The following is a 26248-nucleotide window of genomic DNA, read 5'->3' as shown; positions in this document are numbered from 1 at the left end:
TCAGATTTATGCTTCAAGTTGAATATATAGGTATAAATCTCAATTTCTGGGTATAAGCAGGACGTACTCTAGTAGAGCGATCGCTTGAAATTTGATAATTCTCACCACTGCTCAATTTCTACACAAATCGTTCGACAATAATTTCGTCTAGATAGATTCGATCGATCTTGGCATGTCTTTTTGCCGTACCGACAATCTGAAAACCTTGGTTGAGATATGTCGTTAAAGCTGCTGTGTTATCTGCACGAATGAATGTGAATATTTTCTCATATCCCTTCAGGCGTGAAGCCTCAAACATGACTGCAAATAGCTTTCTAGTATGACAGATCCACATAAGTTCCTAGTACACCTACATGGTCGAAAGCATGGGTGTATGTAGCAAACGGTTCCATACTTTAAAACCCTACCACCTGGCGATCGCATATCGCTACATCAGATTTTCTCCTCGCACTTTAGGTTTTGGGTATTTTATTTGCTATTTAGGTATGCATTTGATGTATTTGCTCTACAACAACGCAAAGCATCGTATCCAAGCGCGATCGCTTGCGTTATACTTGTATAACAAACAGGAGTACAAATATGGGACTAATAGCTGTCAGACTAGACGCAGAAACCGAGGCGCGGCTAGCTGAGATTGTGGCGCACGAACAAGCAGATAGAAGCGAGACAATAAGGAGAATCATCAATCAGAAGTGGTTGAGTCTGCAAGCTGGTAAGCAAACACTAGCAGAACGCATGGGAAGAGAACCCCACTTATTTGATGGAGTGCCAGATTTGTCAGAACGGAAAGCGCGTAAACGCTATATTGCCAAACGATTGCTGGAAGAAAATCCAGAATGAGCTATTATCCGATTTTTCTGGTAGATACGGGTATACTTGTCGCTTTCTTTAATCGGAACGATCGCTATCATGCTCAAGTCTATCCATTCATGATGAACTCTACCAGTATCATGTTGACAACGGTAGCTTGCATCACGGAATCTCTACACTTACTACCGCGAAATCCACTGGTGCAAAACGATCTATTGCTTATGGTGGCACAAGAAATAATTGAGATCGAACACCTGCAACCAAACGATTTCACCCGTATCGTAGAATTAAATCTTCAGTATGCCGATCTGAAGCCAGACTTTGCCGATCTTGCTTTGGTGACTATATCAGAAAGATTGGATATCAGCGCGATCGCCGCATTAGACGCAGATTTCGACATCTACAGACGCTACCGCAAGCAACCGTTCGATCGCGTCTTTCGTCCCAGTTAATTTTGGGTATTAATTCCGCATATTGGGTATAAATAAAAAAGTCAAAAGTCTTGAATTCCGAATTCCGAATTCCGAATTTTCCCCCTACTCTCTGTTTCTTGTGAAACTGAAATACTACCACCAACAACCAGCTTGCTTTCCCAGCAACTACCTCAACGACTTATGGGGAGAAATTCAAGCGTGTCCCTACTTTACTACCAACAATCTCAACCGTGACTTTGTAGGAACCAAAGGATTTTCTGTAGTATTTCAACGTGCTGGAATAGCAGAAGTAGAACAAAAATTTCCTTACTTCAAACCATATCTCAATCTAGCCTTGCGATCGGATTGTAATGCCTTTTACCTCAATCCCTTACTCCTAACTGCAGGCTCCCGTGTCGATCCGCATATCGATCGCTCCTTACGTTCCTATTGTAAAATCATCGAACCACCCACAATCGTCAGCGTCCTTTACGTGCAACTACCACCAGATATGCAAGGAGGAGAATTGATACTGCGCTGCGATAAGCGTCAAGTCGGACAGATTAAACCACAAGCTAATACATTAGTATACTTTCAGGGCAATTTGACCCATTCCGTCAATCCCGTACAAACCCCAGGAAAGCGCCTCAGCTTAGTTTGCGAACAGTATAATTTGAGCGAGTCCGAACTGCGGGAAATTCCAAAGTTTATTGTCGAGTCAAGAGTGAATCAGTCTTCAAAGAAAAAAAAGTAGTTTTGGGTATGCTGATTGTTGCTTGGGTATAAACGTGGGATCGAGCGTCATTGATAAGCGATCGCCTCGGAGTATAACTGGGTAAAATTTTCACAATTTGGGCATCAAATCGATCTACTCTAGTCGAGTTGACATATCTCTTCTTATTGCCATTAGTCTTGAGCGTCTTCAATAGTTTCAATGACTGCTAAACCAATTTTAGAAGCTGCAAGTAATAGCACCACTGAGATTAGATAAGCTACTACTAAAATCTGAAGTGCAGTTTCAAAGAAAATGTATGAATTCATGAAAAATCCTCCTAAATATTAGGATTATATGGCTATACTTTTACCGTATTCCTCTACTAAATTGCATATAAATTTGAAGCGAGTATTTACAACTTGCTTGAAAACAAAAAGATAGGAAACAAAGTTATAGAGCTGGAACTTTGATTTCACATTCGACTACAATTTAACTTAAAAAAAGTGACAGAACTGGAACAAAAAAGTAACAAAACTAGGAAAGTTGCGATCGCCCGCCACCAATCCTCAATTATCCAAATAACATGCGGCAAAAATCTAGAGCCACTGATAAATCGCTAGTTTGCTGCGGATATTCAATATTTGGGCGAGCGATCGCAATTAAATCGATCCCTAATTCAGCAGCCACAGTCCGCTTCACATCCTCTCCTCCAGGCGCACCAGAAGCTTTAGTCACCACTACAGAAATATTCCATTGTCGCCACAAAGCCGCCTCCAAAGCTGCCGAAATTGGTGGACGCAGACAAATTAAGCGATCGTTAGCAAACCCAGCCTTCAAAGCAGATTCTAATGCGATCGCACTAGGTAAAATACGGGCAAATAAAGTCGCCTTATCCTGCCAAGCTTGAAACAAATGCAAAGGACGATAACCAATAGTTAGTAACACCCTTTGTCCCTGTAAGTAGTCCCCCGACAGCAAAGATTCAAAACTATCTATTCGTTCCTCTGCTCCCTGCTCCCAGCCCGTCCCTGCTCCCTTTAAAACAGGACGCTCGTACCGCAAATAAGGAATTCCCAACTTTTGACAAACTGCGATCGCACTTTGAGAAATTTCCACAGCATAGGGGTGTGATGCATCCAACACACCAACCACCTGCTGTTGCACGAACGCTTCAATCTCCAAACAGGTAAAACGCCCCACCCGTACTTGCAGACAAGCCGCATCGGGGTAGAGCGCGCGAGCTGATTCCGTTGTGACAGAAATTATACACGGCAAATTAGCCCGTGCGATCGCCTCAGCCAATTGAGCGCTTTCCTGCGTTCCACCAATGAGCCACAGAGGAGTGAGGAGTGACGAGGAGCCAGTGCGCTCTTGCGGTTCCTCGACTTGAAACATCTGGCGTTGAGGAGTGAGGGAAATTTTAGACTTTAGATTTCGGATTTGAGAGTGAATCTCTCCCTTATCCCCCTTGTCTTCCTTGTCCCCCTTCTGTCTCCTTTCCATCATCCCTTCAGCGCTCTTCTAAAATTCTGGCGATAAGACTTATTTGCCACGATCAAAGCAGGCCACAGTAGAGATAATCTTAGCCTGTTAGTAAAAGAGCGAGAGAAATTTGTGCGGTGAAATCCAGTCCAGAACTTCCAAACACCACCGCCATAAGCTAAGACTAATAACAAAGTAATTAAACTACTCATTCCGCATCTACCTCTACAGTTATCAGTTATCAGTTATCAGTGACCAGTGACCAGCGATCGGTAATTTCTCCTCTGCTTGCCTTGTCTCCCTTGTCTCCCTTGTCTCCCTTGTCTCCCTTGTCTCCCTTGTCTCCCTTGTCTCCCTTGTCTCCCTTGTCTCCCCCCTCTCCCTTGTCCTCACACCCCACGCCCTACACTCCACACCTTCTCCCAGTTTAGCTGACACAATTGATACCGCTTCTAGCGCTATTGCAGTTGCTTGAATGCCCGTAGCATGATTAGTTGGAAAGCGTGGTAGGTAGAATCCATCGAGTTTGTTGGTGGGATGTAACCTGTGGGAGTGCCGCAAGTGGGAGAGACATAGGAAACTAGATAAAGACTAGCGTTGCTCAAAGTGTTGGCTTTACACCACTAATGGGTGGAACATCTAAGGAGGAATTATGCGCGCAGTACTGATGGCTGGAGGATCTGGAACGCGGCTTCGACCGCTGACTTGCGATCTTCCTAAACCGATGGTTCCAGTGCTGAATCGACCGATCGCAGAACATATTATTAATCTGCTCAAACGGCATCAGATTACAGAAGTGATTGCCACTCTACACTACTTACCTGACGTAATGCGCGACTACTTTCAAGATGGTAGCGACTTTGGCGTACAGATGACTTATGCCGTTGAGGAAGATCAGCCGCTAGGAACGGCAGGCTGCGTCAAAAATATCGCAGAATTGCTCGATCGCACGTTTTTAGTGATTAGCGGTGACAGCATCACAGATTTTGACCTCACCGCAGCCATAGAATTTCACAAACAGAAAAAATCGAAAGCCACTGTAGTTTTAACCCGCGTTCCCAACCCAATTGAATTTGGTGTAGTAATTACAGATGAATCGCAACGCATCCGCCGCTTTTTAGAGAAACCTTCTTCTAGCGAAATTTTTTCCGACACGGTAAATACTGGTACTTATATTTTGGAACCAGAAGTATTGGAATATCTGCCAGAAAATCAAGAAAGTGACTTTTCTAAAGAATTATTTCCCTTATTATTGGAAAAAGACGAGCCAATGTATGGTTACATTGCTCAAGGCTACTGGTGCGATGTCGGTCACTTAGATGCCTATCGAGAAAGTCAGTACGACGCACTCGATCGCAAAGTCAAACTCGACTATGCCTACGAAGAGCGGTCTTCAGGAATCTGGATAGGACAAAATACTCACATCGATCCGACTGCCAGCCTAGAAGCCCCTTGTTTAATCGGTGATAATTGCCGCATTGGAGCCAGAGTTCAAATTTCTGCGGGTACGGTCATTGGCGACAACGTTACCGTTGGCGCTGATGCCAACCTGAAGCGCCCGATTGTCTGGAATGGAGCGCTGATTGGAGATGAGGCGCACTTGAGAGCCTGCGTTATTTCTCGCGGTACGCGGGTAGACCGTCGCGCCCACGTCCTTGAAGGCGCGGTAGTAGGCTCTCTCTCTACCGTGGGAGAAGAAGCCCTGATCAGTTCCAGCGTCAGAGTTTGGCCCAGCAAGCAAATTGAATCGGGCGCAACGCTAAATATTAACTTAATTTGGGGTCACACCGCTCAGCGCAATCTCTTCGGTCAGCGAGGCGTGACGGGATTGGCAAATATTGACATTACACCCGAATTTGCCGTCAAACTGGGAGCCGCCTATGGTTCGACATTAAAACCAGGGGCGCAGGTAACGGTTTCCCGCGACCAGCGCAGTATTTCTCGCATGGTCACGCGATCGCTAATTGCAGGATTGATGTCGGTCGGGATCAACATTCAAAACCTCGATGCGACTGCAATTCCAATGGCGCGAACTGTAATCTCAACAATGGGAGTGTCTGGAGGCATTCACGTAAGAGTGCATCCCGATCGCCCAGATTACATTTTGATTGAATTTATCGACCCCAAAGGCATCAATATTTCTAAAGCTCTAGAAAAGAAAATTGAAGGAGCTTATTTCAAAGAAGACCTGCGGCGCGTACAAATTCACGAAATCGGTAATGTCGTCTATCCGACCCAAATGGTATCTACCTACTGCACTGCCTTTGAAAAGCACCTCAATGTCGAAGCGGTTCACCACAGCAACTCTAAAGTCGTGATCGACTACTCTTATGCGGTGACTGGGGCAGTCCTGCCGCAAATGCTAGCTAAATTTGGCTGCGATGCAGTGGTGTTAAATGCTAGCCTCAAACCAACCGCCGTCAGTGCCGTAGAGAAAGAAGCATTACTGATGCAACTCGGTCACGTCGTCGAAGCACTCAAAGCTAATTTCGGCGTGCAGGTATCGGCGAATGGCGAACAAATGACCTTAGTAGATGAAGCAGGTATCCCAATTCGGGGTGAAATGCTGACGGCTTTGATGGTCAACATGATGCTGACAGCACACCCCAGAGGCACTGTCGTCGTACCCGTTCACGTTTCTAGTGCTGTCGAGCAAATTGCCCGTCGCCACGATGCGAAAATCATTCGTACCAAGGCAAACCCCACCGCCTTAATGGAAGAATGCCGTCGCACGCCAAATGTAGTTTTAGGCGGAAGTGGAGAAACAGGCTTTATTTTCCCGCAATTGCATCCAGGGTTCGACGGGATGTTCTGCATTGCCAAGCTAATCGAAATGCTGACCATTCAAGAGCGATCGCTTGCCGCTATTCGCACCGAACTCCCCCGCGTCTACCACAAATCTTATACAGTCCGGTGTCCTTGGACGGTCAAGGGAGCTTTGATGCGCCATCTCGTCGAAACCCATCCAGCAGAAAGACTCGAACTGACCGACGGTGTAAAGATTCTCGATCGCCATGAAGATAATTGGATTTTGATCTTGCCAGATGCAGGGGAACCAGTGGTACATTTGTTCGCAAATAGTAACGATCGAGATTGGATAGATGAATCCCTGCGGGAATACCGCCACCGCGTTCAAGAGTTCGTGGAACAAGAACAAGGAGTGGAGCCATCCGTCTCATCTCTTGAAGGACTAGAGGCAAGATAGGGATGAAGTATAAAGGAGAAGTGAGTTGAAAGTAGACGGTTAACCGTCTACTTTCAACCACCAATAACGACTCCCTACACCCTACACAAAGGAGACGAAGACATGAACAGCTGTATTTTGATGGCAGAAATTAAAGAAGAGCCGCAACTACGTCACGTCAATAACGACAACCTGCTGGCGATCGCCGAAATGATGGTTAGTATTCCTGGGCTACGGGCAGAAGACCCCCCAGCGACTCTAAGAGTTGTCGGTTGGGGCAAAATGGCAGACGAAATTCAGCAAAACTACCACAAAGGCGATCGCGTCATTATTGAAGGTCGTTTAGGTATGAATACTGTAGAGCGACAAGAGGGCTTTAAAGAGAAACGCGCTGAATTAACCGCACAACGCATTCACAGGCTGGATGGTGTTAACCTCATGTCTTCCGCCACCGAACGGGAAGAAACAAGTAGCTACACCCCACCAGCGCCCCAGCCGCGTGCTTCAGCGCCAGTCGAAAGACAACCCACCCCTGTCGCCGTAGCCGCACCTCAAGAGTCACCCAAAGCGCCTGTAGAAGTCGATGAGGATGATATTCCGTTTTAACTGGTAATGGGTAATGGGTAATGGGGAGGTCAAAAGGCAAAAGTTAAAAGTCAAAAACTAGGAGTCAGGAGCCAGAAGAATTCAAACATTCACGAGTTATTTCTCTCGTCTCTCGCCTCTTGCTTAACTCACCAACTACCAATTACCAATTACCAACTACCAAGCGGTGCTGTTAAGATCCAGTTAATTTATCGATCGCCCCGCTAACTCCTATGAGTGATGTCCTCACAGTTCGCGATTTACACGTAGAGTTTGCTACAGATGACAATAGACTCATTAAAGCTGTTAACGGCATTTCGTTTGAACTGAAGCGGGGGCAAACCCTGGGAATTGTAGGGGAATCGGGTTCGGGAAAATCAGTCACGTCCTTGGCGATGATGGGACTGATTCCGACTCCTGGGAAGGTGACGGGGGGACAAATCAAATTTTGGGCAGCAGACGGGCAGGCAGTAGATTTATTGCAACTATCTCCTGCCCAGATGCAGAAATATCGGGGCGATCGCTTGGCAATGGTGTTTCAAGAGCCGATGAGCGCCCTCAACCCAGTCTTTACAATTGGGTTTCAATTAACTGAAGCCATTCGCTTGCATCAAAACGTATCTCAAGCTGAAGCCCGTCGTCAAGCCACGGCACGGTTGCAGGAAGTCAAACTTTTACCCAGTGACGAAGAGTTACAACAGAAATATTTCGCCACCGTCAAGCAGCCAAATGCATCGTCAAGGGAAATTCAAACCTGGGTCAACCAACAAAAACTCGCCATACTCGATCGCTATCCCCACGAGCTATCAGGAGGGCAATTACAGCGGGTGACAATTGCAATGGCAATTTCCTGCAATCCCGCCATTTTGATTGCTGACGAGCCTACCACAGCCCTAGACGTGACCGTACAAGCGACGATTATGGACTTGTTGCGGGAATTGCGCGATCGCCGTCAGATGTCGATGATGTTTATTACCCACGACTTGGGATTGGTGGCAGAAATTGCCGATGCGATCGCGGTGATGTACAAGGGGAAAATTGTCGAGTACGGTGCAGTAGAGCAGATTTTCTCCCAACCCCAACACCCTTACACGAAAGGCTTATTAGCCTGTCGTCCGGCGCTAGATTCCCGACCGCAAAAACTCCTGACAGTTGCCGACTTCATGACTGTGAGGGAAACCCCTACAGGAGAATTGGAAATTGAGTCAAAACAACCGCATTATCCCGCTTTAATTCCATCAGAAGCCACTCACCAACGGGTAGAGCAATTACAACAACAGCCACCTCTGTTAGAAGTCAAAAATCTTCAAGTTGGCTTTCCCATCCGGGGAGGGTTCGGTCGAGCAAAGCGCTATTTCATGGCAGTAAATAACGTTGAGTTTCAAGTTTATCCAGGGGAAACTTTGGGATTAGTCGGTGAATCTGGTTGCGGCAAAACAACTTTGGGGAGAACGATTTTACGGTTGATTCAACCGATGGGCGGGAAAATCTTTTTTGCTGGCAAAGATGTCACCACACTTAAAGGCGAACAGTTACAGCGACTCCGCCGCGAAATGCAAATCGTGTTTCAAAATCCATATAGTTCTCTCGATCCTCGGATGAAGATTGGCGATGCAGTGATGGAACCAATGTGGATTCATGGCACGAGTAAGACAACGAGACAGCGACGAGAAAGAGCCGCAGAATTTTTAGCTAAAGTTGGGATAGAACCTAAATTGATGAACCGCTATCCTCATGAATTTTCTGGCGGACAACGGCAGCGAATTTGTATTGCTAGAGCGCTAGCTCTTTATCCTGAAGTTAAATTTATTATCTGCGATGAATCTGTTTCCTCATTAGATGTGTCGGTACAAGCACAGGTACTCAATCTTTTAAAAGAATTACAACAAGAATTAAAGCTCACTTATATATTTATTTCTCACGATTTGAGCGTGGTAAAATTCATGAGCGATCGCATTTTGGTGATGAATCAGGGACAACTTGTCGAACAGGGAAGTGCAGAAACAATTTATTCCCAACCGCAACAAGAATACACGCGCAAATTAATCGCTTCGATCCCTACGGGTTCGCCAGAAAGAATTCACCAACGCCAGCAACATATATCAGCGATCAGGGAGCAGTGACCAGTTATCAGTAATGTTTATCTAGTTATTAGTAGGGTGGGCAATGCCCACCTTAATTAATGCATTAAAATCTTTTTTTGAAAGTAGGAAAGACAGCAAACCCTGAAAGATCGGGAGATCGATATCTGAAATCGGTAATTTTTGACTGGTAACAACATAAAAGTAGCTGTTCTCGCTTTTGAGTTCCCGCGATCGCTAGCGAGTTAGTCAAGCTTAAGATATTTTACAGTAGTAGCATGAAGACACCAGCGATCGCCCCCCAAAACAGACTCCCAAAGAGAATTCCAAACAAAACTCCCCGAGTCGCGTAGGGATAGCAATCGATTTCAGCGCGATCGATGAGACATTCACCGATGTGGCATTCAGATGTTTGCTCGGATAAGGTGGGATTTAAGGTAATTTCGCTCAGCATTACGTAACTCCAAGCCGAAATAATTTTTATTATTCGTTAGCCAAGTTCTAAGATTCAGCTATAACGTAAGCATAGGCAACGAATGTGACTAATTTGTGAAACTTAAATGCGATCGAGATCGAAACGATGCGTATTTTAGTAGTCGAGGATAACGAACTGATTGCGGAGACATTAGCAGACGTGCTGCAAGACCAGCATTATGTCGTAGATATTGCCCTCGATGGAGAAGCTGGTTGGCAACAGGCGGAGGCTTTCGACTACGACTTGATTTTGCTAGATCTGATGCTACCTAAGCTCGATGGCATTAGTCTCTGCAAGCGTCTGCGTAGTTCTGGTTATGGAAAACCAATTTTGATGCTGACAGCACGGGACTCCTCTGCTGATAAGATTGTCGGTTTGGATAGTGGGGCTGATGATTACGTCATTAAACCTTTTGATGTCAACGAATTAGCAGCCCGCATCCGCGCCTTGTTACGTCGAGATAGTCCGGGGCGACAACCGATTCTCAGTTGGGGAGAGTTAAAGTTAGACCCCAGCACCTTAGCTGTCACCTATGGCTCCCAAGCAGTTAATGTCACCTCCAAAGAATATCAAATGCTGGAATTGTTTTTGCGCAATCGCCAGCGGATCTTCAGCCAAGCTGAGCTTTTGGATCGCCTCTGGGCATTAGAAGATTCGCCGAATGAAGAAGTCGTGAGGGCGCACATTAAGCGCCTGCGCCACAAGCTGACAAACGTAGGAGTCCCGAAAGACGCAATCCAAACAGTCCACGGCTTGGGTTATCGCCTCAAGGAGCGATCGTGAATTCAAAAGCTCTTAGATACCGCTTGTTTGGCACGTATTTGGCAATTATGGCAGTGCTATTAGGTGCGTTTGCGGGAGTGACCTATTGGTTATTTGCTCGCAGTCTCTACTGGGATTTAGACCAGCAACTGACGGCTATGGCAAGAATTGCAGCCTTGAGTCTAGGCAAGCAGAAGCATCCTCAGATCGATTTGAATGATGATATTTGGGATGATTTAGAAATTCGCGGTGTGACATTGGAATGGTTCGATGCTAATGGTAAACCCTTGGCAACACAGGGAAGGCGTAGATCGTCGCTGCCCCCCCAAGTGTCTGACTCGGTGCAGCAAATTGGGCAGTTACGCCAGTTAACGATCGCCGTTCGTAGTCCTGACATTCAAAGAGCAGGACAATTGCAGGGCTATGTTCGAGTCAGTAAATCTCTCAGAACAGTGGATGAGTTGCTGGAAAAGTGGCGCTGGCGGTTGAGTCTCGGTCTGCTTACAGAACTGGGATTGTGTGGATTGGGTGGATATTGGCTGACGCGCCAAACAGTGCAACCGATCGAACAAAGTCTGATGCGAGTCAAATGGTTTACTGCCAACGCTTCTCACGAACTAAGAAGCCCTTTGACAGTGATTAAAAGTAATATCGGTTTGATTTTAAATCATCCAGAGCGAATTCATGCTGCGGATAAAAAAAGAATAGCAGCGATCGCCTGGGCTGCCGACCAAATGACAAACCTGATTGAGGATTTGCTCTTTCTCGCCCGCTCCGACCAAACTCAACAGATACCCCACTCAGCAAAAGCCCCTTTAGATCTGGAGCCAACATTAAAAAGTTTAGTAGAGTCCTTTGAACCCCAAGCTCAAGCAAAAGAAATTCTCCTAACATCAGATTTAACTTCAGGGCTATATGTATTGGGAGACATCGCTCATATCAATCGACTATTCTCTAACTTAATTGGCAATGCAATTCAATACACCCCAAAGGGCGGGCGAATTTGGGTAACAGCGCGGACTCAAGGCACGCAGATTCAAGTTGACGTTCGAGATACTGGAATTGGCATTGCGACAGAAGATAGGGATCGAATTTTCGATCCCTTTTGGCAGGCAGATGAGGCTCGCTCCTATCATTCAAGCGGCTATGGCTTGGGTTTAGCTATCGCCAAGACAATTACAACTCAGCACTCAGGCAAGATTTATGTCAACAGCGAACTGGGGCAGGGAACGACTTTCACAGTCGTTTTCCCCCTGTCATTCTCAGTGATGTCTTAGCGCAATACCTCAATTGCCCTATTTGGTAACTCCGATTGTGTCGTTTTGACCGGAAAGCGAAAGACAGCAACGATCGCTCTCATCGTAAACACAAACATTGTCAACGCACCGATCGCAAAAATAATATCACCTGGAATCCGCAACCATACAGTCCATCGCATCCACGGGCTACTAATCACCTCAGCACTACGAGCATACCAAGTGCCGTGTTCGATCGACTGCGCCAATTGGTAGAAGCCATTGGGAATTAGTCCTAAAACTAGCATTCCAACTAAACCGCCATTAATCGTCCAGAAGCTAAAACGCAAGAGCCGCTCGTTCCAAGCCTGTTCTGGCACAAATTCCCGCAAGGCAAACAACATCAGCGCTAGAGCTAAACAACCATACACGCCAAACAAAGCAGAATGGGCGTGAATTGGAGTCGTGTTCAGTCCTTGAGAGTAATACAAGACAATCGGAGGGTTAATTAAAAAGCCAAACACTCCCGCACCGATTAAATTCCAGAAACAGGTGGCAATGAAAAAGCGCAGGGGCCAACGGTAAAACCCTTCTGCTTCCTGAGATAGTCTCAGAGTTTTTAAGACTTCAAAGCCAATCAGTGTCAGGGGTACGACTTCCAGCGCCGAAAATACCGCTCCCATCGCGGCAATAAATGTCGGCGTACCGGAGAAGTATAGGTGGTGTAATGTACCGATTACCCCACTGCCTAAATAGAGAATCGTGGTGAGATAGGTGGCGCGTAATGCCGAGGATTTCTTGAGGAATCCCAGTTCGCTACACAAATAGGCAATTACCACTGTCGCAAACACCTCGAAGAAACCTTCCACCCATAAGTGAATCACCCACCAGCGCCAATACTCTGCAATGCTCAGGGATGTGTGGTTGGTGTAGGCTAACCCCACCGAATAAAACAGAGGAATCGTAATTGCACTGTAGAGGAAAAAGTGACTTAACCCCGTCGGAGTTTTTTCCTGTTTCAGGGCAGGCTTGAAGGCACGGTACAGCAGCCACAACCAAAAGACCATGCTGCCAATCAACAGCAGTTGCCAAACTCGCCCTAATTCAATGTACTCGTAGCCCTGATGTCCCCAAAGGAAGCTATCTTTTACGTCCAGCACCCCTGTCACGGCTTGCCAAGTGCCAACGATCGAGCCGACCACTACGATCGCCAACGCTCCCAGCAGAACGGTATTGCCCAAGGCTTGATGCTTGGGTTCGTGTTGACCGAACCGAGGCGCAAAATACAATCCAGCCGCTAACCAACAGGTAGCAATCCAAAACAGAGCGAGTTGCAGATGCCAGGTGCGCGAGGCAGCATAGGGAAGGAATTGCATCAGGGGAATACCGTAAAATCCTTCCCCTTCCACGGCATAGTGCGCGGTAAACATCCCCATTAAAATTTGCACCAGAAACAATGTCATCGCCACGCCAAAAAATAGCGAGGTTACTTTCTGGCTGGGCGTAGGAATGCGGACGGCTGGACGAGCCAGAACGGGCTGGACTTCATCTGTTTCTTCTTGCGTCAGGTAGATAAATAGAAACACGCCAATACCCGCAATCAAAACCACCACAGATAGGATCGACCAGGTGATAAACTGTCCTGGAGCTTGATTACCAATTAGGCGATCGGCGGGCCAATTCGCCGTATAGGAAAAAGGAGCATTGGGGCGATTGGCAGAAGCTGCCCAAGCAGTCCAGGCAAAGAAGCCAGTGACATTGCGAATTTGGGTATCGTCTTTGAACCAGCCATCAGGAATAGAGTGGATGGCAGAACCATGCGCTAAAAGTGGCTGATAATCTTGAAAAACTTGTTTCAAGCCTTGAGTTTGAGCATCCGTCAGGAGTAGCGTGCGGGTTTGGGGATCGTAGCGGTTGGTCTTGAACTGCTCGCTTACCCTTGCTGCCAAACTGGCTCTTTCGGGAGCGGGTAAAGCATCCAAGTCTGCTTGAGAAAAATCTGGCTGACTGTTATAGAGAACGCCAGCAGTGCTTAATCCCCAGCGATGCAGCACGTCAGCCGTCCAATCGGGCGCGAGATAGCTGCCATGTCCCCAAATACTGCCAATGTGTTGCCCGCCGCGAGCTAGATAGATTTCTTGTCCCGCTTGGATCTCGGCTCGTGTCAGGATAATTTCTTGCTGCGGGGATTGCACCACATCGGGGACGGGTGGGGCATTTTTCCAGATCGCTGCTCCGGCAGCTAGCAAAGTCGTAAAGGCAATGATGCAGATGAGTACTAACCAGGCAGGTAGGCTGAGCGATCGCCCTCCAGTTGCGGCGCGATCGCCATTCACCGATATAGAATCAGTCATTGCCGCACCTCCAAATAAAGATAAAAGAATGCCGATCGCAAATCGAATCGTGCAAGTCGAACTCAGTTCAACCCACATTCGCACTCGCAACCTTCATCTTGGTCGTACTTTTAGTTTGACAAACTTGCTCGCTAGTATCTCTGAGCTAGCTCATAGTTCGATCCTTGGATGAGACAAATCACATCAAATTGAGCGGATTGACATCGATAGTCAAACTCACATTATGAGGACAAAGCGATCGCACCTGTTTCTACTTCAGTTGTTATTATTCTTGAGTCCTTGCAACCGCGATCAGATTGGTTTTTGTATCTGCTTGAAGTTCAATAGGATGCTCGTGAACAAATTCATCAAACAGCTGGAAAAACTGTTCTAGGGCAGCACGATCGTCCTGAGAGAAAAACATTACAATCCGATCCCAGGTTTGATTGGAAGTTAGATTAAATTTTTGCTGAATCCAAATTGGAAATTCTGCAAATCGCTGTTCTTGTGAAGTTTGAGGAATTCCTAGTTGGCGACGAGCAAAGCAGTAGCCTGCCAGAAAAGTGCGGAGATTGGACACGGAAGCTTGTCCCAAATACATAGCAGGACGTTTCTGGATATTGCGAATGAGATCGTACAAATCAATCATTTGTTCCTCCAGCTTAAAATGCAGTTTCAGTAATTTGGAAGCTGCCACCTAAGTCCTGAGCGGGACAGTAGAGGTTATCAATCCAGTCTACTTTGGAAATTCCTTCGGGATGGATGTTGTCAAAAATCAGCTCTTGTCCGTCAATTTCAACAGAGATAGCTTCATGTCGTCCGTTGACGGAGATATTTTGTTGGAGGCGTTTGTGATAAATGTTACAGAATGGATCTTCTATACTACCTGTAAAAAGGCTAATCTGTTTGCCAAAAACACGCTGCTCAATGAGGAATTGGCGCAGAGCAATGGCGCAGGGAACACATTCAAAAATCTGGAACTGTTTAGCGATCGCGCTCAGTTGACAATGAAGATTAGCGCTGGTCATGATGCAGTTTGGTCAAGCAGCGATCGTAATGGGTATTGGATGAGAGACATCACATCAAATTGAGCGGATCGACATCAATGGTCAAACTCACATTATTAGGACAAAGCGATCGCACCTGCTGCCAATCGGGTAACACTGGTTGCAGATCGGTCGCAATCTTCAGGAGAATTTGCCAACGGTAACGATTAGCCACTCGCAAAATATTTGCTGGGGCAGGACCCAAAATTTCCCAACTAGGCGTAATGTAATTATTGAGATAGGATGCGATCGCTCCAGCTGTATTTTCTACCGCACTCGCCTCAACACTACTCAAACGCAACAAAATCAATCGTCCGTGAGGCGGATAATTCAACGCCACCCGCTGTTGCAACTCCGCCTCTACAAACCCTTCATATTCATGTTGCCGTACGGCTTGAATCACCGGATGATCGGGAGTATACGTTTGTAGGATCACTCTACCAGGATCGTCACCCCGTCCTGCCCTTCCCGCAACCTGAGTCAGAGTTTGAAAGGCACGTTCTGCGGCTCTGTAGTCGGGTAAATGCAATAACCCATCCGCCGCTACCACACCAATCAGGGTAACTTGAGGCAGATCCAACCCTTTCGTCAGCATTTGCGTCCCAATTAATAAATCTGCTTCTCTGTTGGCAAACTGAGTTAACAGCGTCCGGTGCGCCCCTTTAGTCCGAGTTGTATCGCTATCAAACCGAATAAACTGCAACTGGGGAAACAACCGCGTAATTTCCTGCGCCACCCGTTGCGTCCCGCTGCCAAAAAATTTCAAATAGGGGGAACCGCATTCGGGACAATTACGAGGATGAGATTGACTGTAATTACAGTAATGACACCGCAACAACTGCGGCGCACCTTCTTCCGTATGGTGATAGGACAGCGACACATCGCAAGCAGGACACTCCAGCACGTTACCGCAACTGCGACACGAAACAAACGTGCTGTGTCCCCGTCGATGGATAAATAAAATTCCCTGCTGTCCCCGTGCTTGCAACTGCTGCAAAGCCTCCAACAGCGCCCGGCTGAAAATCGAGCGATTGCCCTCCTGAATCTCCTGACGCATATCCACCACTTCTACAGGTGGGAGAGGGCGGGATTGGATGCGTTCTGGTAAGGAGAGGTAATGGGTAGTTGGTAGTTGGTAATTGGTAATTGGTAATTGGTAATTGGTAGTGGTGCGCTCAGGAATGGGGTGTGGGGTGTGGGGTGTGGGGTGTAGGGTGTAGGGTGTAGGGTGTGGAGATTTTAAATTTCTTTCTCCCTCAGTTCCCTCAGCTCCCTCAGCTCCCTCAGCTCTCTTATTCCCCCTGCTCCCAGCTCGTCCCTGCTCCCTACTAATCACCCAACTTTCCAAAGAAGGGGTTGCAGAACCCAACACTAAGGGACAGTTTTCTAATTCAGCGCGCCACTGGGCGACGGTACGGGCGTGGTAGGTGGGGATGGGGGAGTCTTGCTTAAAGCTGCTGTCGTGTTCCTCGTCTAAAATAATTAAGCCAAGACGGGGTAAGGGGGCAAAAATAGCAGAACGAGTACCAATGACAACTTGGGGTTCTCCTAAGAGCATTTGTCGCCAGGTATCGTATCTTTCTCCATCTGAGAGGGCGCTATGGTAAACGCATACTTTGCTACCGAAGCGGGCGCGGAATCTGTCTGTAAGTTGGGGAGTTAAACCGATTTCCGGTACTAAAACTAAAGCCGATTTGCCTTGACGTAATATGGGCGCGATCGCCTGTAAATAAACTTCAGTTTTACCCGATCCCGTCACTCCATGCAATAAGACGCGATCGCATCCTGCTAATTGAGTAATTGTTTCTACTGCTCGTGACTGAGCTGCTGTCAGCGTTTTTGGCTCGTCTGCTGCTTGCAATACTCCTTGTTCTTGCCGCAGCATTTCCCGTTCTTCAATGACAACATAACCCTTTTGTTCTAATGTTTTGAGGGTGCTAGGACTGGCGTTACACAGTCGTAACAATTCGCTCAACCAAATATCGCCGCCCTGCCGTCGCAACACGTCTAAAATTTCCTGTTGTCGAGACGTAATATCTCGTTCTAATCCCGTACTTACCAATGTCACCGCTTTTTGCAACTTGGGGCGCGTCAGGCGGGGTGGTTCTAGATAACTTTCTACCAACGACAGGCGCAACAATTCTCGCACTCCCCGATAGGCATTTCTAACTTGCCGTTGCAGATAAATAAAGCTGTAGTCTTTATTAGGTTGAGCTTGCAGCAGTGCCAAAATTTCTTTCGCCGCCGGAGTGCAGAACGCATCAACACCAGGCTTAATTTCCCCAACTAGTTTAATCCGACGCTGCGATCGCCCCAATAGTCCGGGTGGCAAGGCAACGCGAATCGCTGCAATCAAGGGAGTGTAGTAATATGCTGCCACTCGATTGAGTAGTTCCCAATAAGCAGGCGGGAAAAAGCCCCGACTCACCACATCTTCAACAGCACGAATTTTGTCTGGCGATAGATCGACGGGAGGATGTTCTACAAATCGTAAGGCGATCGCACCAACTTGATTTGCCCCAAACGGCACGCTGAGGATATCTCCCGGTTGTACCGTCAATTGAGCTGGCAACTTATAAGTATAGACTTCCTGCGTTCCAGGACAATCTACCAAAACTTCCAGCCAACGCTGGTTCGTTTGCGATTGGTAGTATCCTTGTAATTCAGCTACCACAGATCTGCCTGTTAAATTTACCCCGACCATACCTAAATTAGCCTACTCCTACAATTTTATCCTTGGCGCGACCTGTGGTAATCCATATTACAATTTGCCTTCTGAATTCGCAATGAAGGGAGTGGGGAGCAGTTAGTTTTGACTTCTGACTTTCGACTTTTGACTTCCAATAAGTATTTTCTCCCTATTGATAGAGATTTAAACCGTTAATTCTATGCCATCCTAATTTTTAGGAACAAATACTTTAAGAAAATTTAATGAATCAGCTAATTATATGTGTATAATTGGTAACTTTTATTAACAGAGCTAGCCTACATTTAGGAATACTAAACATCTAATTGGCTTGGTATATCTCATAACTTTTGGAGAACCTATTCATTTTTCTGAAATACAGAGCAAATTTTAATAAAAACTTAATAGGTTTGCCATAGAAAAACAGGAAATCTCTAACTATTTACATTGCATTTCAAACGATAATTAGCCTACGATAAGCATGGTTGGAAAATTTAATAAAACTCTCGCTCTCAATTTACAGTGTTTATTGCCGAGCGAACTTGGTGAGAAAAAATACGAATTTGAAAGGTCTTCAAGTCGAGAAAAACTGATAATAAGCTTCTAATCAGAAGATAATTACCCAGACAAGTTTCAAGCCTGAAACTTAATTTTTAATTAAGTAGTCTCCCATCTACCTTGTGCCAGTGTTTATGTACGAAAGAAAGCAGCCGTACCAACACGATCGCTTCCCTACCCCTGAATTCAACAGCGATATAGATATTGCCGAAATAGAGGTAATTACCGCTTTGAATCGAGAAGTCGAATCGGAACCAGAGCAGCTACCCGAGCTAACAACACCCAATATAGAAGAAACAGCGATCGCCTTGACAGAAGGGTGGGAGGCTGACGAACGAGACTTTGATGGGATTGGAGCAGCAAGAGCTTCGGAGTATCAAAAAACTCAGTTTGACGACGCAGTGGGAGCGTTTTTTAAAGAAATGGCGCGTTATCCCCTGCTGAAAGCAGACGAAGAAGTAGAATTGGCGCGTCGAGTTCGGTTTTTAGTTGAAGTTGAAGAAATTCAAAGAGGATTACAAAAGCAACTCAAACGTCAACCAAACCGAGAAGAATTGATAGCGGAGTTAGGAATTTCAGACAAGCAATTAGAACATCAACTGTATTTGGGACGAGTGGCAAAGCGAAAAATGATCCGTTCCAATTTACGCTTAGTAGTTTCTATCGCCAAACGCTATTTAAATCGTGGTTTGCCATTTCTAGATCTGATTCAAGAAGGCGCAATGGGACTCAACCGCGCCACGGAAAAATTCGATCCCGACAAGGGATATAAGTTTTCTACCTATGCCTATTGGTGGATTCGTCAAGCAATTACGCGGGCGATCGCTAATGACGCTAGAACAATTCGGTTACCAATTCACATTGTTGAAAAATTAAATAAACTTAAAAAATATCAACGAGAGTTAAAACAAAAACTCCAACGCAATCCTTCAGAAATTGAATTAGCCGCAGCATTAGAAGTTCCACCAGAACAGCTACGTCAATTACAACAGTTACGGCGCAAAGCTTTATCTCTCAATCATCGAGTCGGGAAAGAGGAAGATACAGAATTAGTCGATCTCTTAGAAGACAACGACGCTCAATCTCCCGAACAACAGATGAGCGAAACCATGATGAGACAGGAAATATGGGATGTTTTAGGCGATGTCCTTACTCCCAGGGAAAAAGACGTAATTTCTCTGCGTTATGGGTTAACGACAAGCGAACCTTGTACCTTAGAGGAAGTCGGTTGTCTGTTCAACCTCTCGCGCGAAAGAGTCAGACAAATCCAAAGTAAAGCCATGCGGAAACTGCGTCGTCCTCACATTGCTAAACGCTTGAAAGGCTGGCTGTTATAATTTTGGTCGCGCAAAGACGCAGAAGCGCAAAGCGTTACTGAGGACTAGTAGCTTGTTGCTAAGCATTGCATACGTGAGATCTCCTTGAGACTCGGATCGCCCGCGAAGATACTCTTCATTTCTTTGCGCCTTTGCGTCTTTGCGCGACATTCTCTTTCAATCGGCTCCAATTGCTACCATTTCTGTAGGGTGCGACACGTGCATTGCACCCTCCAAAGCACGAATTACGAAATATGAACTATAGCGATCGCCTCACTTCGCGCTATGAAATTCAGCAGCAATTGGCAAAAAAAGCCGGACGCAAAACGCTACTAGCGCGAGATTTGAAAACAGAAGCATTAGTTGTTATCAAACTCCTCTCCTTCGGGATAGATTTTGAATGGGAGGCATTGAAATTATTTGAACGGGAAGCAGAAACTTTAAAAGCTTTATCTCATCCCGCTATTCCTAAATATTTAGATTTTTTTGAACTCGATACACCCTACACTAAAGGTTTTGCTCTAGTACAGTCTTATGTAGAAGGGAAATCTATAGAAACAGAACTCAAAGCTGGACGAAGGTTTAGCGAGGCGGAAGTCAAACAATTAGCTAAGTCAGTACTAGAAATTTTGATTTACCTCCACGGACAAAAACCACCAGTCATTCACAGAGATCTGAAACCCAGTAACATTTTGCTTGGGGATCGCATAGAAAAAATATATTTAGTCGATTTCGGTTCCGTACAAACTTTAGCTTCTAAGGAAGGCGGAACTATGACAGTTGTGGGGACATATGGCTATATGCCACCCGAACAATTTGGCGATCGCGCTGTTCCCGCCTCCGATTTATACAGCTTAGGTACAACTTTAATTTACTTGGTTACGGGGATTCATCCTGCCGATCTGCCGCACAAAGACGGCAAAATTCAATTTGAATCAGTGGCAAATTTGAGTCCTGAATTTACCCGCTGGTTGAAGTGGATGATTGAACCAAACTTAGATCGGCGTTTGAGTTCGGCTCGGGAAGCATTAGCAGCTTTAGAACAACCTGTAAATATCGTACCGATAATTTCGCAACCGTTTGGAAGTAAGATTAAATTACATCAAGATGCCAATTCTGTAGAAATTTTACTTCCTAGCAAAGGTTTTAGTCCTGAAATTCTTTCTTTAAGCTTATTTGCGATCGCCTGGAATTCGTTTTTAGTATTTTGGCTAGCCTCGGCTCTCATCACAGCACCGATGGGAATGAATCTTTTCTTCGCCTTATTTTCACTCCCTTTTTTGGGTGCGGGTGCAAGCATGGTCTGGCGGATATTATCAGCTTTATTTGGGAAAGTCCGAATTACTCTAGATCCTCAACAAATAACCCGCAGTTACGAAATGTTCGGCTTTCGATTTAAACAGCCGCGCCATCAACTGCCGAGACAAGAAATTGAAAAACTGGCGATCGCCTCTTTTGGCAATGTTTCTCGTTTGACAATTTGGGCGGGAACCAGAAAATACGAACTGGGTAACGACGGTTCAATCTCTCCCTCAGAAATTGACTGGCTAGCCCAAGAACTCAGTGCATGGCTGGAAATACCAATTACAAAACAGTAGCGACTCATTTCTTAACTACTCCCTGCTCCCTGTTACGAAGTTATCGCACCCCATCTATGATTAATAAGAAAGAAGGTTGACAGGAGAATTATATGTTTGGTCTAGGATGGGCGGAAGTCGGAATCATCTTCATTATTGCAATTCTAATTTTTGGTCCCAAGAAAATTCCCGAATTAGGCAGTTCCCTCGGTAAAACCCTACGTGGCTTTAAAGAAGAACTGAAAAACCCGCAATCGGACGATCCCAATTCTGAAGAGGAATGAGGAAGTCAAAAGTCAAAAGTCAAAACCATATTTTTGCAAATGACCAATGACCAATGACAAATGACTAAATCTGATTCACCGACGACACGATCCCCGTTGCATTATCTTGCGCCGCCACGCTGGGAGGCTGGAGGGAATTATCGCTTAGGGGATTACGGGCTTGAATTAAGCTAATAGCACGGCTGACGCTTTCTGGGAGGATCGCAACCAAACTACCGTTGGAAGCAGTGTCTAAACCTGTATTGATTGCTGTCGTCTCATCTAAAACGATCTCGTAACGACAATCGGACTTGACCTGCATAATTCCCTTGGAAATTAATTCAGCTGCGTCTCCCCTGGGGCGACCTCTGTTATCGTCGTCTTCTTTAATAATGATGCGATCGAAAATTTCTGCTGAAAGCCTACCCAACATAATAAAATCTTCGTCACGGCGATCGCCTGGACCCCCAATAACACCAATTCTTTCTCCTGCCGTCCAGTTGCGAATGAATCCCCCTAATGCCTCATAGCTGTGCGGATTGTGAGCGTAGTCTACCAAGGCATGATATTCACCCAGGTTGAATAAATTCATCCGCCCAGGAGTCTGACTGCTGGAAGCGCGGAACGTAGCCAATCCAGCACGGATCTGTTCGATCTGCACGCCATAGGCATAAGCTGCCAAACTTGCGGCTAAAGCGTTGGCAATCATAAACGGTGCGCGTCCGCCCATAGTTAACGGTACGTTCGCTGCCTGTTCGATCCGCAGCGTCCAATCTCCTTGCAAAATTGAGAGGTAGCCGTTTTCATACACTGCTGCCAAGCCACCCTGCTGGGTATGCTCTTGAATCAAAGGATTGTCTGGAGACATGGAAAACCAAGCCAGCTTAGACTTGACGCGATCGCGCATTTGTGCTGTAAGAGGGTCGTCGGCGTTGAGGACGGCATAACCATTTGGTTGCACGGCTTCCGCTACTACACTTTTGAGGTGCGCCATTTGTTCGAGCGTGTCAATGTCGCCAATTCCTAAATGATCGGCAGCCACATTCAACACCACCCCAATATCGCTAGCATCAAAAGCCAGTCCCGATCGCAAAATTCCTCCCCGCGCCGACTCCAGTACGGCAACTTCCACCGTGGGGTCTTGCAAAATCAACTGAGCGCTTTGGGGACCAGTATTATCACCTGGTTCTACCAAATAATCGCCGATATACGTGCCATCAGTTGTGGTGTAGCCGACAACCTTGCCACTCTGTTTAATCAGGTGTGCCGTCAGGCGTGTAGTGGTTGTCTTACCGTTCGTCCCCGTCAAGGCAATAATTGGAATTCGGCTGGGCGTACCTGGGGGAAATAGCATATCTAATACTGCCCCAGCAACGTTACGCGGAATGCCGCGACTGGGAGCAACGTGCATCCTAAAGCCTGGAGCCGCATTCACTTCGACAATTACACCCTCAGTTTCCCGCAACGGGCGGCTGATATCGGAGGTGACAATATCGATCCCCGTGATATCTAAGCCAACGATTTTCGCGACTCGCTGCGCTAACCAAGCATTTTCTGGGTGAATGTCATCGGTACGGTCTACAGCGATCCCGCCCGTACTCAAGTTTGCTGTTGCCCGCAAGTAGCAAACTTCGCCCTCTGTTAATACCGTATCTAAGGTATACCCTTGGCGTTCGAGCAATTGAAAACTGGTGCGATCGAGTTGAATTTTGGTCAGAACGTTATCGTGTCCCTCACCTCGATTCGGGTCTTGGTTCGTTTCTTCAATTAACTGTTCGATCGTACTCTCACCATCACCGACAACGTGAGCGGGGACGCGCTCGGCAACGGCAACCACCTTGCCGTCTACGACTAATACTCGATGATCGCGCCCGACGTAGTAACGCTCGACAATGACAGCGCGAGAAACTTCTTTCGCAGCATCGTAGGCGGCTTCAGCTTCTTCCCAGGTTCTAATATCGATCGTGATGCCCCGCCCGTGGTTGCCATCCAAGGGTTTAATCACAATTGGATAACCGCCAACAGAGGCGATCGCATCTTCTAATTCATCTAAATAGCTAATTGTCGTCCCTTGGGGAACGGGTACGCCTGCATTGCCTAAAATCCGTTTCGTACTCTCCTTATCGCAGGCAAGTTCTACACCCAAAATTCCCGTGCGATCGCTCATGGTAGCTTGCACCCGCTTTTGATTCGCACCGTAACCCAGCTGAATCAAAAACCGCGCCCCCAAATTCATCCAGGGAATTCCCTTAGCTGCTGCCTCTTCTATAATCGCTTCCGTACTCGGTCCTAGCGCCGCATCCCGATACAGTTCCTTGAGATCCTGCAAATCCTGCTCTAACTCAGCTTGGGGATATCTTCCTTGCTCCACAATACTTTGGCACATCCGCACGGCAGCCCTTCCCGCATAGCGTCCTGCCTGCTCGTCTTCATAGTCGAACACCACCTGATAAATCCCTGGCGTTGAGGTTTCCCGCGTCCGTCCAAAGCCGACTGACATGCCTGCCAGTTCTTGTAACTCTAAAGCGATATGCTCCACCACATGCCCCATCATAGTGCCTTCCCGCACCCGCATCAGGAAACCACCGCGACACCCAGGAGAGCAGAAATGCGATTCTAAACTCGGCAGAGTTTCGACCAGTCCTTCATAGAAGCCTGGGATTTGATTCGTTGGTTGCTCGGCTAACTCTTCTAAATCGAGCCGCATCAAGATCAGCTTATGTCGGCGAATGCTCCAATAGTTGGGACCGCGTAAAGTCTGGATTTTCAGAATTCTCATGGGATTGGGAAATGGGGGGTGCAACCAATTAACTAGTGTCTCGCTCAAGACTTAGCGACAACTGTATCGAAAATCACATTTTCACTGAAAATCAAAAATGCAACTCATATTCTTCCCAATGAAAGAATATAATTCCGAATTCCGAATTCTATTGAGGTAGTCTTTGCACGGGAGCCAAAACGATCCGCTTTTGTAAATGGTAGCGATCGCCATAACTCAAAATATGCACTCGTAAGTTATGCAAACTCAAAGGCTCGGCAGCACCAATATCGGCATGGTTAGTGTAAGACATTTCCCCAGGATCGACAATCGTAACTGTACCTTTGCCCATTACCCTTAAAGTGCCATCTTTCTCGACCATAGCGCAAGTATCTTCATCGATCCCGATCCCCAGACGATCTGGATGACAGGCAACTGCACTGAGCAACCGTCCCATCCGGTTGCGATTGTGAAAGTGCTGATCCACGATCGCATCAGGGATGATTCCCAGACCGATCGCCATATCTACCAGCGCTCGATTTGGTGACTCGCCGCTGCCACCGCCAGCAATCATGTGATGCCCCATCACGGCAGCTCCCGCACTCGTACCAGCTAAAGTCAACTGTCCCCGCTGCACCCGCATCCGAATAATATCCATCGCTGGGGTATCTGCCAACACCGCACACAGACGTAGTTGATCCCCCCCGGTCAAAAAGACTCCCGTACAAGCAGCCAGACATGCCTGAACGTTTGGCTCATCGCACTGTTGTCGTTCTCGGATATCCAAGACTTCAACTTTTTTTGCTCCCATTTCTTCAAAAATGCTAAGATAGCGTGCGCCAATAATTGTCGGTTCGCGAGAAGCAGAAGGAATAATAGCAATATGGGCATCTGTCGATCCGGCACGAGCAAAAAACGTGTGCAGGATTTCCCTTCCGTGAACCTTATCCTCTGCTCCACCGATCACCAAAATGGCTGTTTTTGTAGCTTGGGGAGTCCTCATTTCCAGCGATTGAGCCTCTAATTGCACCATTGTTTCTTTCCTTCTCGTCAACCTCATTCAAAGTCCGCTCCCGCGATCGCTTCAGTGCTGCAAAGCATTCAATCCGAGGTTGAGACCGTACCAATTGATTTTTTTTTACCCTGACCGCTCAGTAATTTGCCAGACGTGACAATATTTAAACATAATTTAAACAATAAGCAACACTTTTGTCATTCGTCATTCGTCATTTGTGAGCAGCTAGCCACCAGCCACTAATCACTGATAACTGTTTAATATAGTCATTTTTCTGGTTGAGTTTTTGTGCGTTTTGATATAGTTACTCTCTTCCCCGACTTCTTTACCTCTCCTCTTAGCTCAGGATTGATGTGTAAAGCTTTGGCAAAAAAAATTGCTGAGGTAAATCTGGTTAATCCTCGTGACTTTACCACGGACAAGCACCGCAAGGTTGATGACGAACCCTACGGTGGTGGTGTAGGGATGTTGATGAAACCAGATCCGATTTTCGCTGCCGTTGAATCACTCCCAATTTTACCGCGTCGAGAAACGATATTAATGACTCCTCAAGGTCAACCTTTGAATCAATCGTTGCTCAAAGAATTAGCAGGTAACTGCGAGCAAATAGTCATTATCTGCGGGCATTATGAAGGGGTAGACGATCGCGTACTGCATTTAGTCACGCGAGAGATTTCTTTAGGTGATTTCGTATTAACTGGAGGAGAAATTCCCGCTCTAGCATTGATGAATGGAGTTATCCGGCTACAACCAGGAACGGTAGGAAAAACAGAGTCTCTTAAAGCCGAAAGTTTTGAGGCAGGGTTGTTAGATTATCCTCAATATACTCGTCCGGTAGAATTTCGCGGCTGGAAAGTTCCAGAAGTTCTGCTTTCGGGCAACCATCAAGCGATCGCCCAGTGGCGCTACGAACAGCAAATTCAACGCACCCGCGAGCGTCGTCCTGATTTGTTA

Annotated in this window: 24 protein-coding genes; 12 read left to right on the top strand and 12 right to left on the bottom strand. The window is 46.5% G+C overall.

Annotated elements, in window-relative coordinates:
- Window positions 1-118 precede the first annotated feature (118 nt).
- A complete protein-coding gene (locus DSM107010_RS14060) occupies window positions 119-334 on the bottom strand; it encodes a GNAT family N-acetyltransferase (protein WP_106170644.1) in 216 nt (71 codons plus the stop codon).
- Window positions 335-579: 245 nt separating this feature from the next.
- Between DSM107010_RS14060 and DSM107010_RS14055 the strand changes: the two genes are divergently transcribed.
- The 3 genes from DSM107010_RS14055 (at window position 580) to DSM107010_RS14045 (ending at window position 1977) form a co-directional block, all read left to right on the top strand.
- Window positions 580-840 carry a hypothetical protein gene (locus DSM107010_RS14055; protein WP_015155382.1) on the top strand — a complete coding sequence of 87 codons (261 nt, stop codon included), beginning with the start codon at window positions 580-582 and terminating at the stop codon, window positions 838-840.
- Window positions 837-1262, top strand: coding sequence for a type II toxin-antitoxin system VapC family toxin (locus DSM107010_RS14050; protein ID WP_106170646.1), 426 nt, complete (start codon window positions 837-839; stop codon window positions 1260-1262). Before DSM107010_RS14055 ends, DSM107010_RS14050 begins: the two co-directional genes overlap by 4 nt.
- Window positions 1263-1368: 106 nt before the next feature.
- Window positions 1369-1977 carry a 2OG-Fe(II) oxygenase gene (locus DSM107010_RS14045; RefSeq protein ID WP_106170649.1) on the top strand — a complete coding sequence of 203 codons (609 nt, stop codon included), beginning with the start codon at window positions 1369-1371 and terminating at the stop codon, window positions 1975-1977.
- Window positions 1978-2129: 152 nt separating this feature from the next.
- Here DSM107010_RS14045 and DSM107010_RS42225 read toward each other — a convergent pair whose 3' ends face one another.
- From DSM107010_RS42225 to DSM107010_RS38425, 4 genes are all read right to left on the bottom strand, one after another.
- A complete protein-coding gene (locus DSM107010_RS42225) occupies window positions 2130-2264 on the bottom strand; it encodes a hypothetical protein (protein ID WP_258184080.1) in 135 nt (44 codons plus the stop codon).
- 244 nt (window positions 2265-2508) lie between these two features.
- Entirely contained in the window at window positions 2509-3444 is a 936-nt protein-coding gene (locus DSM107010_RS14040; protein WP_199755543.1) for a cobalt-precorrin-6A reductase, read from the bottom strand.
- Window positions 3441-3632: a hypothetical protein gene (locus DSM107010_RS14035; RefSeq protein WP_015155377.1), complete on the bottom strand. Its 192-nt coding sequence runs from the start codon at window positions 3630-3632 to the stop codon at window positions 3441-3443. Before DSM107010_RS14035 ends, DSM107010_RS14040 begins: the two co-directional genes overlap by 4 nt.
- Window positions 3633-3661: 29 nt before the next feature.
- Window positions 3662-3820 (bottom strand): hypothetical protein, encoded by a 159-nt coding sequence (locus tag DSM107010_RS38425; RefSeq protein ID WP_158631784.1) that lies wholly within the window; start codon window positions 3818-3820, stop codon window positions 3662-3664.
- A gap of 252 nt (window positions 3821-4072) precedes the next feature.
- Between DSM107010_RS38425 and DSM107010_RS14030 the strand changes: the two genes are divergently transcribed.
- The 3 genes from DSM107010_RS14030 to DSM107010_RS14020 all read left to right on the top strand — a co-directional run bounded on the left by DSM107010_RS14030 (window position 4073) and on the right by DSM107010_RS14020 (window position 9312).
- Window positions 4073-6625, top strand: a complete 2553-nt coding sequence (locus tag DSM107010_RS14030) for a mannose-1-phosphate guanyltransferase (RefSeq protein WP_015155376.1) — start codon at window positions 4073-4075, stop codon at window positions 6623-6625.
- Window positions 6626-6727: 102 nt separating this feature from the next.
- Window positions 6728-7210, top strand: coding sequence for a single-stranded DNA-binding protein (locus DSM107010_RS14025; protein WP_015155375.1), 483 nt, complete (start codon window positions 6728-6730; stop codon window positions 7208-7210).
- 212 nt (window positions 7211-7422) lie between these two features.
- Complete coding sequence (locus tag DSM107010_RS14020) at window positions 7423-9312, top strand: ABC transporter ATP-binding protein (RefSeq protein ID WP_106167838.1); 1890 nt, start codon at window positions 7423-7425, stop codon at window positions 9310-9312.
- Between the two features lie 223 nt (window positions 9313-9535).
- Here DSM107010_RS14020 and DSM107010_RS14015 read toward each other — a convergent pair whose 3' ends face one another.
- Complete coding sequence (locus DSM107010_RS14015) at window positions 9536-9724, bottom strand: hypothetical protein (RefSeq protein ID WP_015155373.1); 189 nt, start codon at window positions 9722-9724, stop codon at window positions 9536-9538.
- A gap of 126 nt (window positions 9725-9850) precedes the next feature.
- Here DSM107010_RS14015 and DSM107010_RS14010 point away from each other — a divergent pair, with 126 nt between their 5' ends.
- Together DSM107010_RS14010 and DSM107010_RS14005 are read left to right on the top strand one after the other, a co-directional pair.
- A complete protein-coding gene (locus tag DSM107010_RS14010) occupies window positions 9851-10528 on the top strand; it encodes a response regulator transcription factor (RefSeq protein ID WP_015155372.1) in 678 nt (225 codons plus the stop codon).
- A complete protein-coding gene (locus tag DSM107010_RS14005) occupies window positions 10525-11784 on the top strand; it encodes a sensor histidine kinase (RefSeq protein WP_127023199.1) in 1260 nt (419 codons plus the stop codon). Before DSM107010_RS14010 ends, DSM107010_RS14005 begins: the two co-directional genes overlap by 4 nt.
- On the opposite strand, the gene DSM107010_RS14000 is transcribed toward DSM107010_RS14005, so the two are convergent.
- From DSM107010_RS14000 to priA, 4 genes are all read right to left on the bottom strand, one after another.
- The gene (locus DSM107010_RS14000) at window positions 11781-14096 is read right to left on the bottom strand and encodes a nitric-oxide reductase large subunit (RefSeq protein ID WP_106167842.1); all 2316 of its coding nucleotides are present in this window, start codon (window positions 14094-14096) and stop codon (window positions 11781-11783) included. The genes DSM107010_RS14005 and DSM107010_RS14000 overlap by 4 nt on opposite strands.
- A gap of 265 nt (window positions 14097-14361) precedes the next feature.
- Entirely contained in the window at window positions 14362-14724 is a 363-nt protein-coding gene (locus tag DSM107010_RS13995; RefSeq protein WP_106167840.1) for a hypothetical protein, read from the bottom strand.
- Window positions 14725-14737: 13 nt separating this feature from the next.
- Complete coding sequence (locus DSM107010_RS13990) at window positions 14738-15103, bottom strand: papain fold toxin domain-containing protein (RefSeq protein WP_106167841.1); 366 nt, start codon at window positions 15101-15103, stop codon at window positions 14738-14740.
- 49 nt (window positions 15104-15152) lie between these two features.
- The gene (gene priA / locus DSM107010_RS13985) at window positions 15153-17825 is read right to left on the bottom strand and encodes a primosomal protein N' (protein WP_127023195.1); all 2673 of its coding nucleotides are present in this window, start codon (window positions 17823-17825) and stop codon (window positions 15153-15155) included.
- Between the two features lie 674 nt (window positions 17826-18499).
- Here priA and DSM107010_RS13980 point away from each other — a divergent pair.
- The 3 genes from DSM107010_RS13980 to tatA all read left to right on the top strand — a co-directional run bounded on the left by DSM107010_RS13980 (window position 18500) and on the right by tatA (window position 21542).
- Window positions 18500-19702, top strand: a complete 1203-nt coding sequence (locus tag DSM107010_RS13980; protein WP_199755541.1) for an RpoD/SigA family RNA polymerase sigma factor — start codon at window positions 18500-18502, stop codon at window positions 19700-19702.
- 233 nt (window positions 19703-19935) lie between these two features.
- On the top strand, window positions 19936-21279 hold the full coding sequence (locus DSM107010_RS13975; RefSeq protein WP_127023192.1) for a serine/threonine protein kinase: 1344 nt from the start codon (window positions 19936-19938) through the stop codon (window positions 21277-21279).
- A gap of 92 nt (window positions 21280-21371) precedes the next feature.
- Window positions 21372-21542 (top strand): twin-arginine translocase TatA/TatE family subunit, encoded by a 171-nt coding sequence (gene tatA / locus DSM107010_RS13970; RefSeq protein ID WP_127023189.1) that lies wholly within the window; start codon window positions 21372-21374, stop codon window positions 21540-21542.
- 64 nt (window positions 21543-21606) lie between these two features.
- On the opposite strand, the gene cphA is transcribed toward tatA, so the two are convergent.
- Window positions 21607-24300 (bottom strand): cyanophycin synthetase, encoded by a 2694-nt coding sequence (gene cphA / locus DSM107010_RS13965; protein WP_106169994.1) that lies wholly within the window; start codon window positions 24298-24300, stop codon window positions 21607-21609.
- A 148-nt stretch (window positions 24301-24448) separates the two neighbouring features.
- A complete protein-coding gene (locus tag DSM107010_RS13960; protein ID WP_015155362.1) occupies window positions 24449-25312 on the bottom strand; it encodes a cyanophycinase in 864 nt (287 codons plus the stop codon).
- A gap of 270 nt (window positions 25313-25582) precedes the next feature.
- Here DSM107010_RS13960 and trmD point away from each other — a divergent pair.
- The coding region (trmD, locus tag DSM107010_RS13955; RefSeq protein ID WP_127023186.1) for a tRNA (guanosine(37)-N1)-methyltransferase TrmD at window positions 25583-26248 on the top strand (666 nt) is incomplete at its 3' end.

This window comes from Chroococcidiopsis cubana SAG 39.79, from assembly GCF_003991895.1.
Lineage (GTDB): Bacteria > Cyanobacteriota > Cyanobacteriia > Cyanobacteriales > Chroococcidiopsidaceae > Chroococcidiopsis > Chroococcidiopsis thermalis.
Note: the sequence above shows the minus strand (reverse complement) of the source record. Positions and strands in the feature narration are given on the sequence as shown.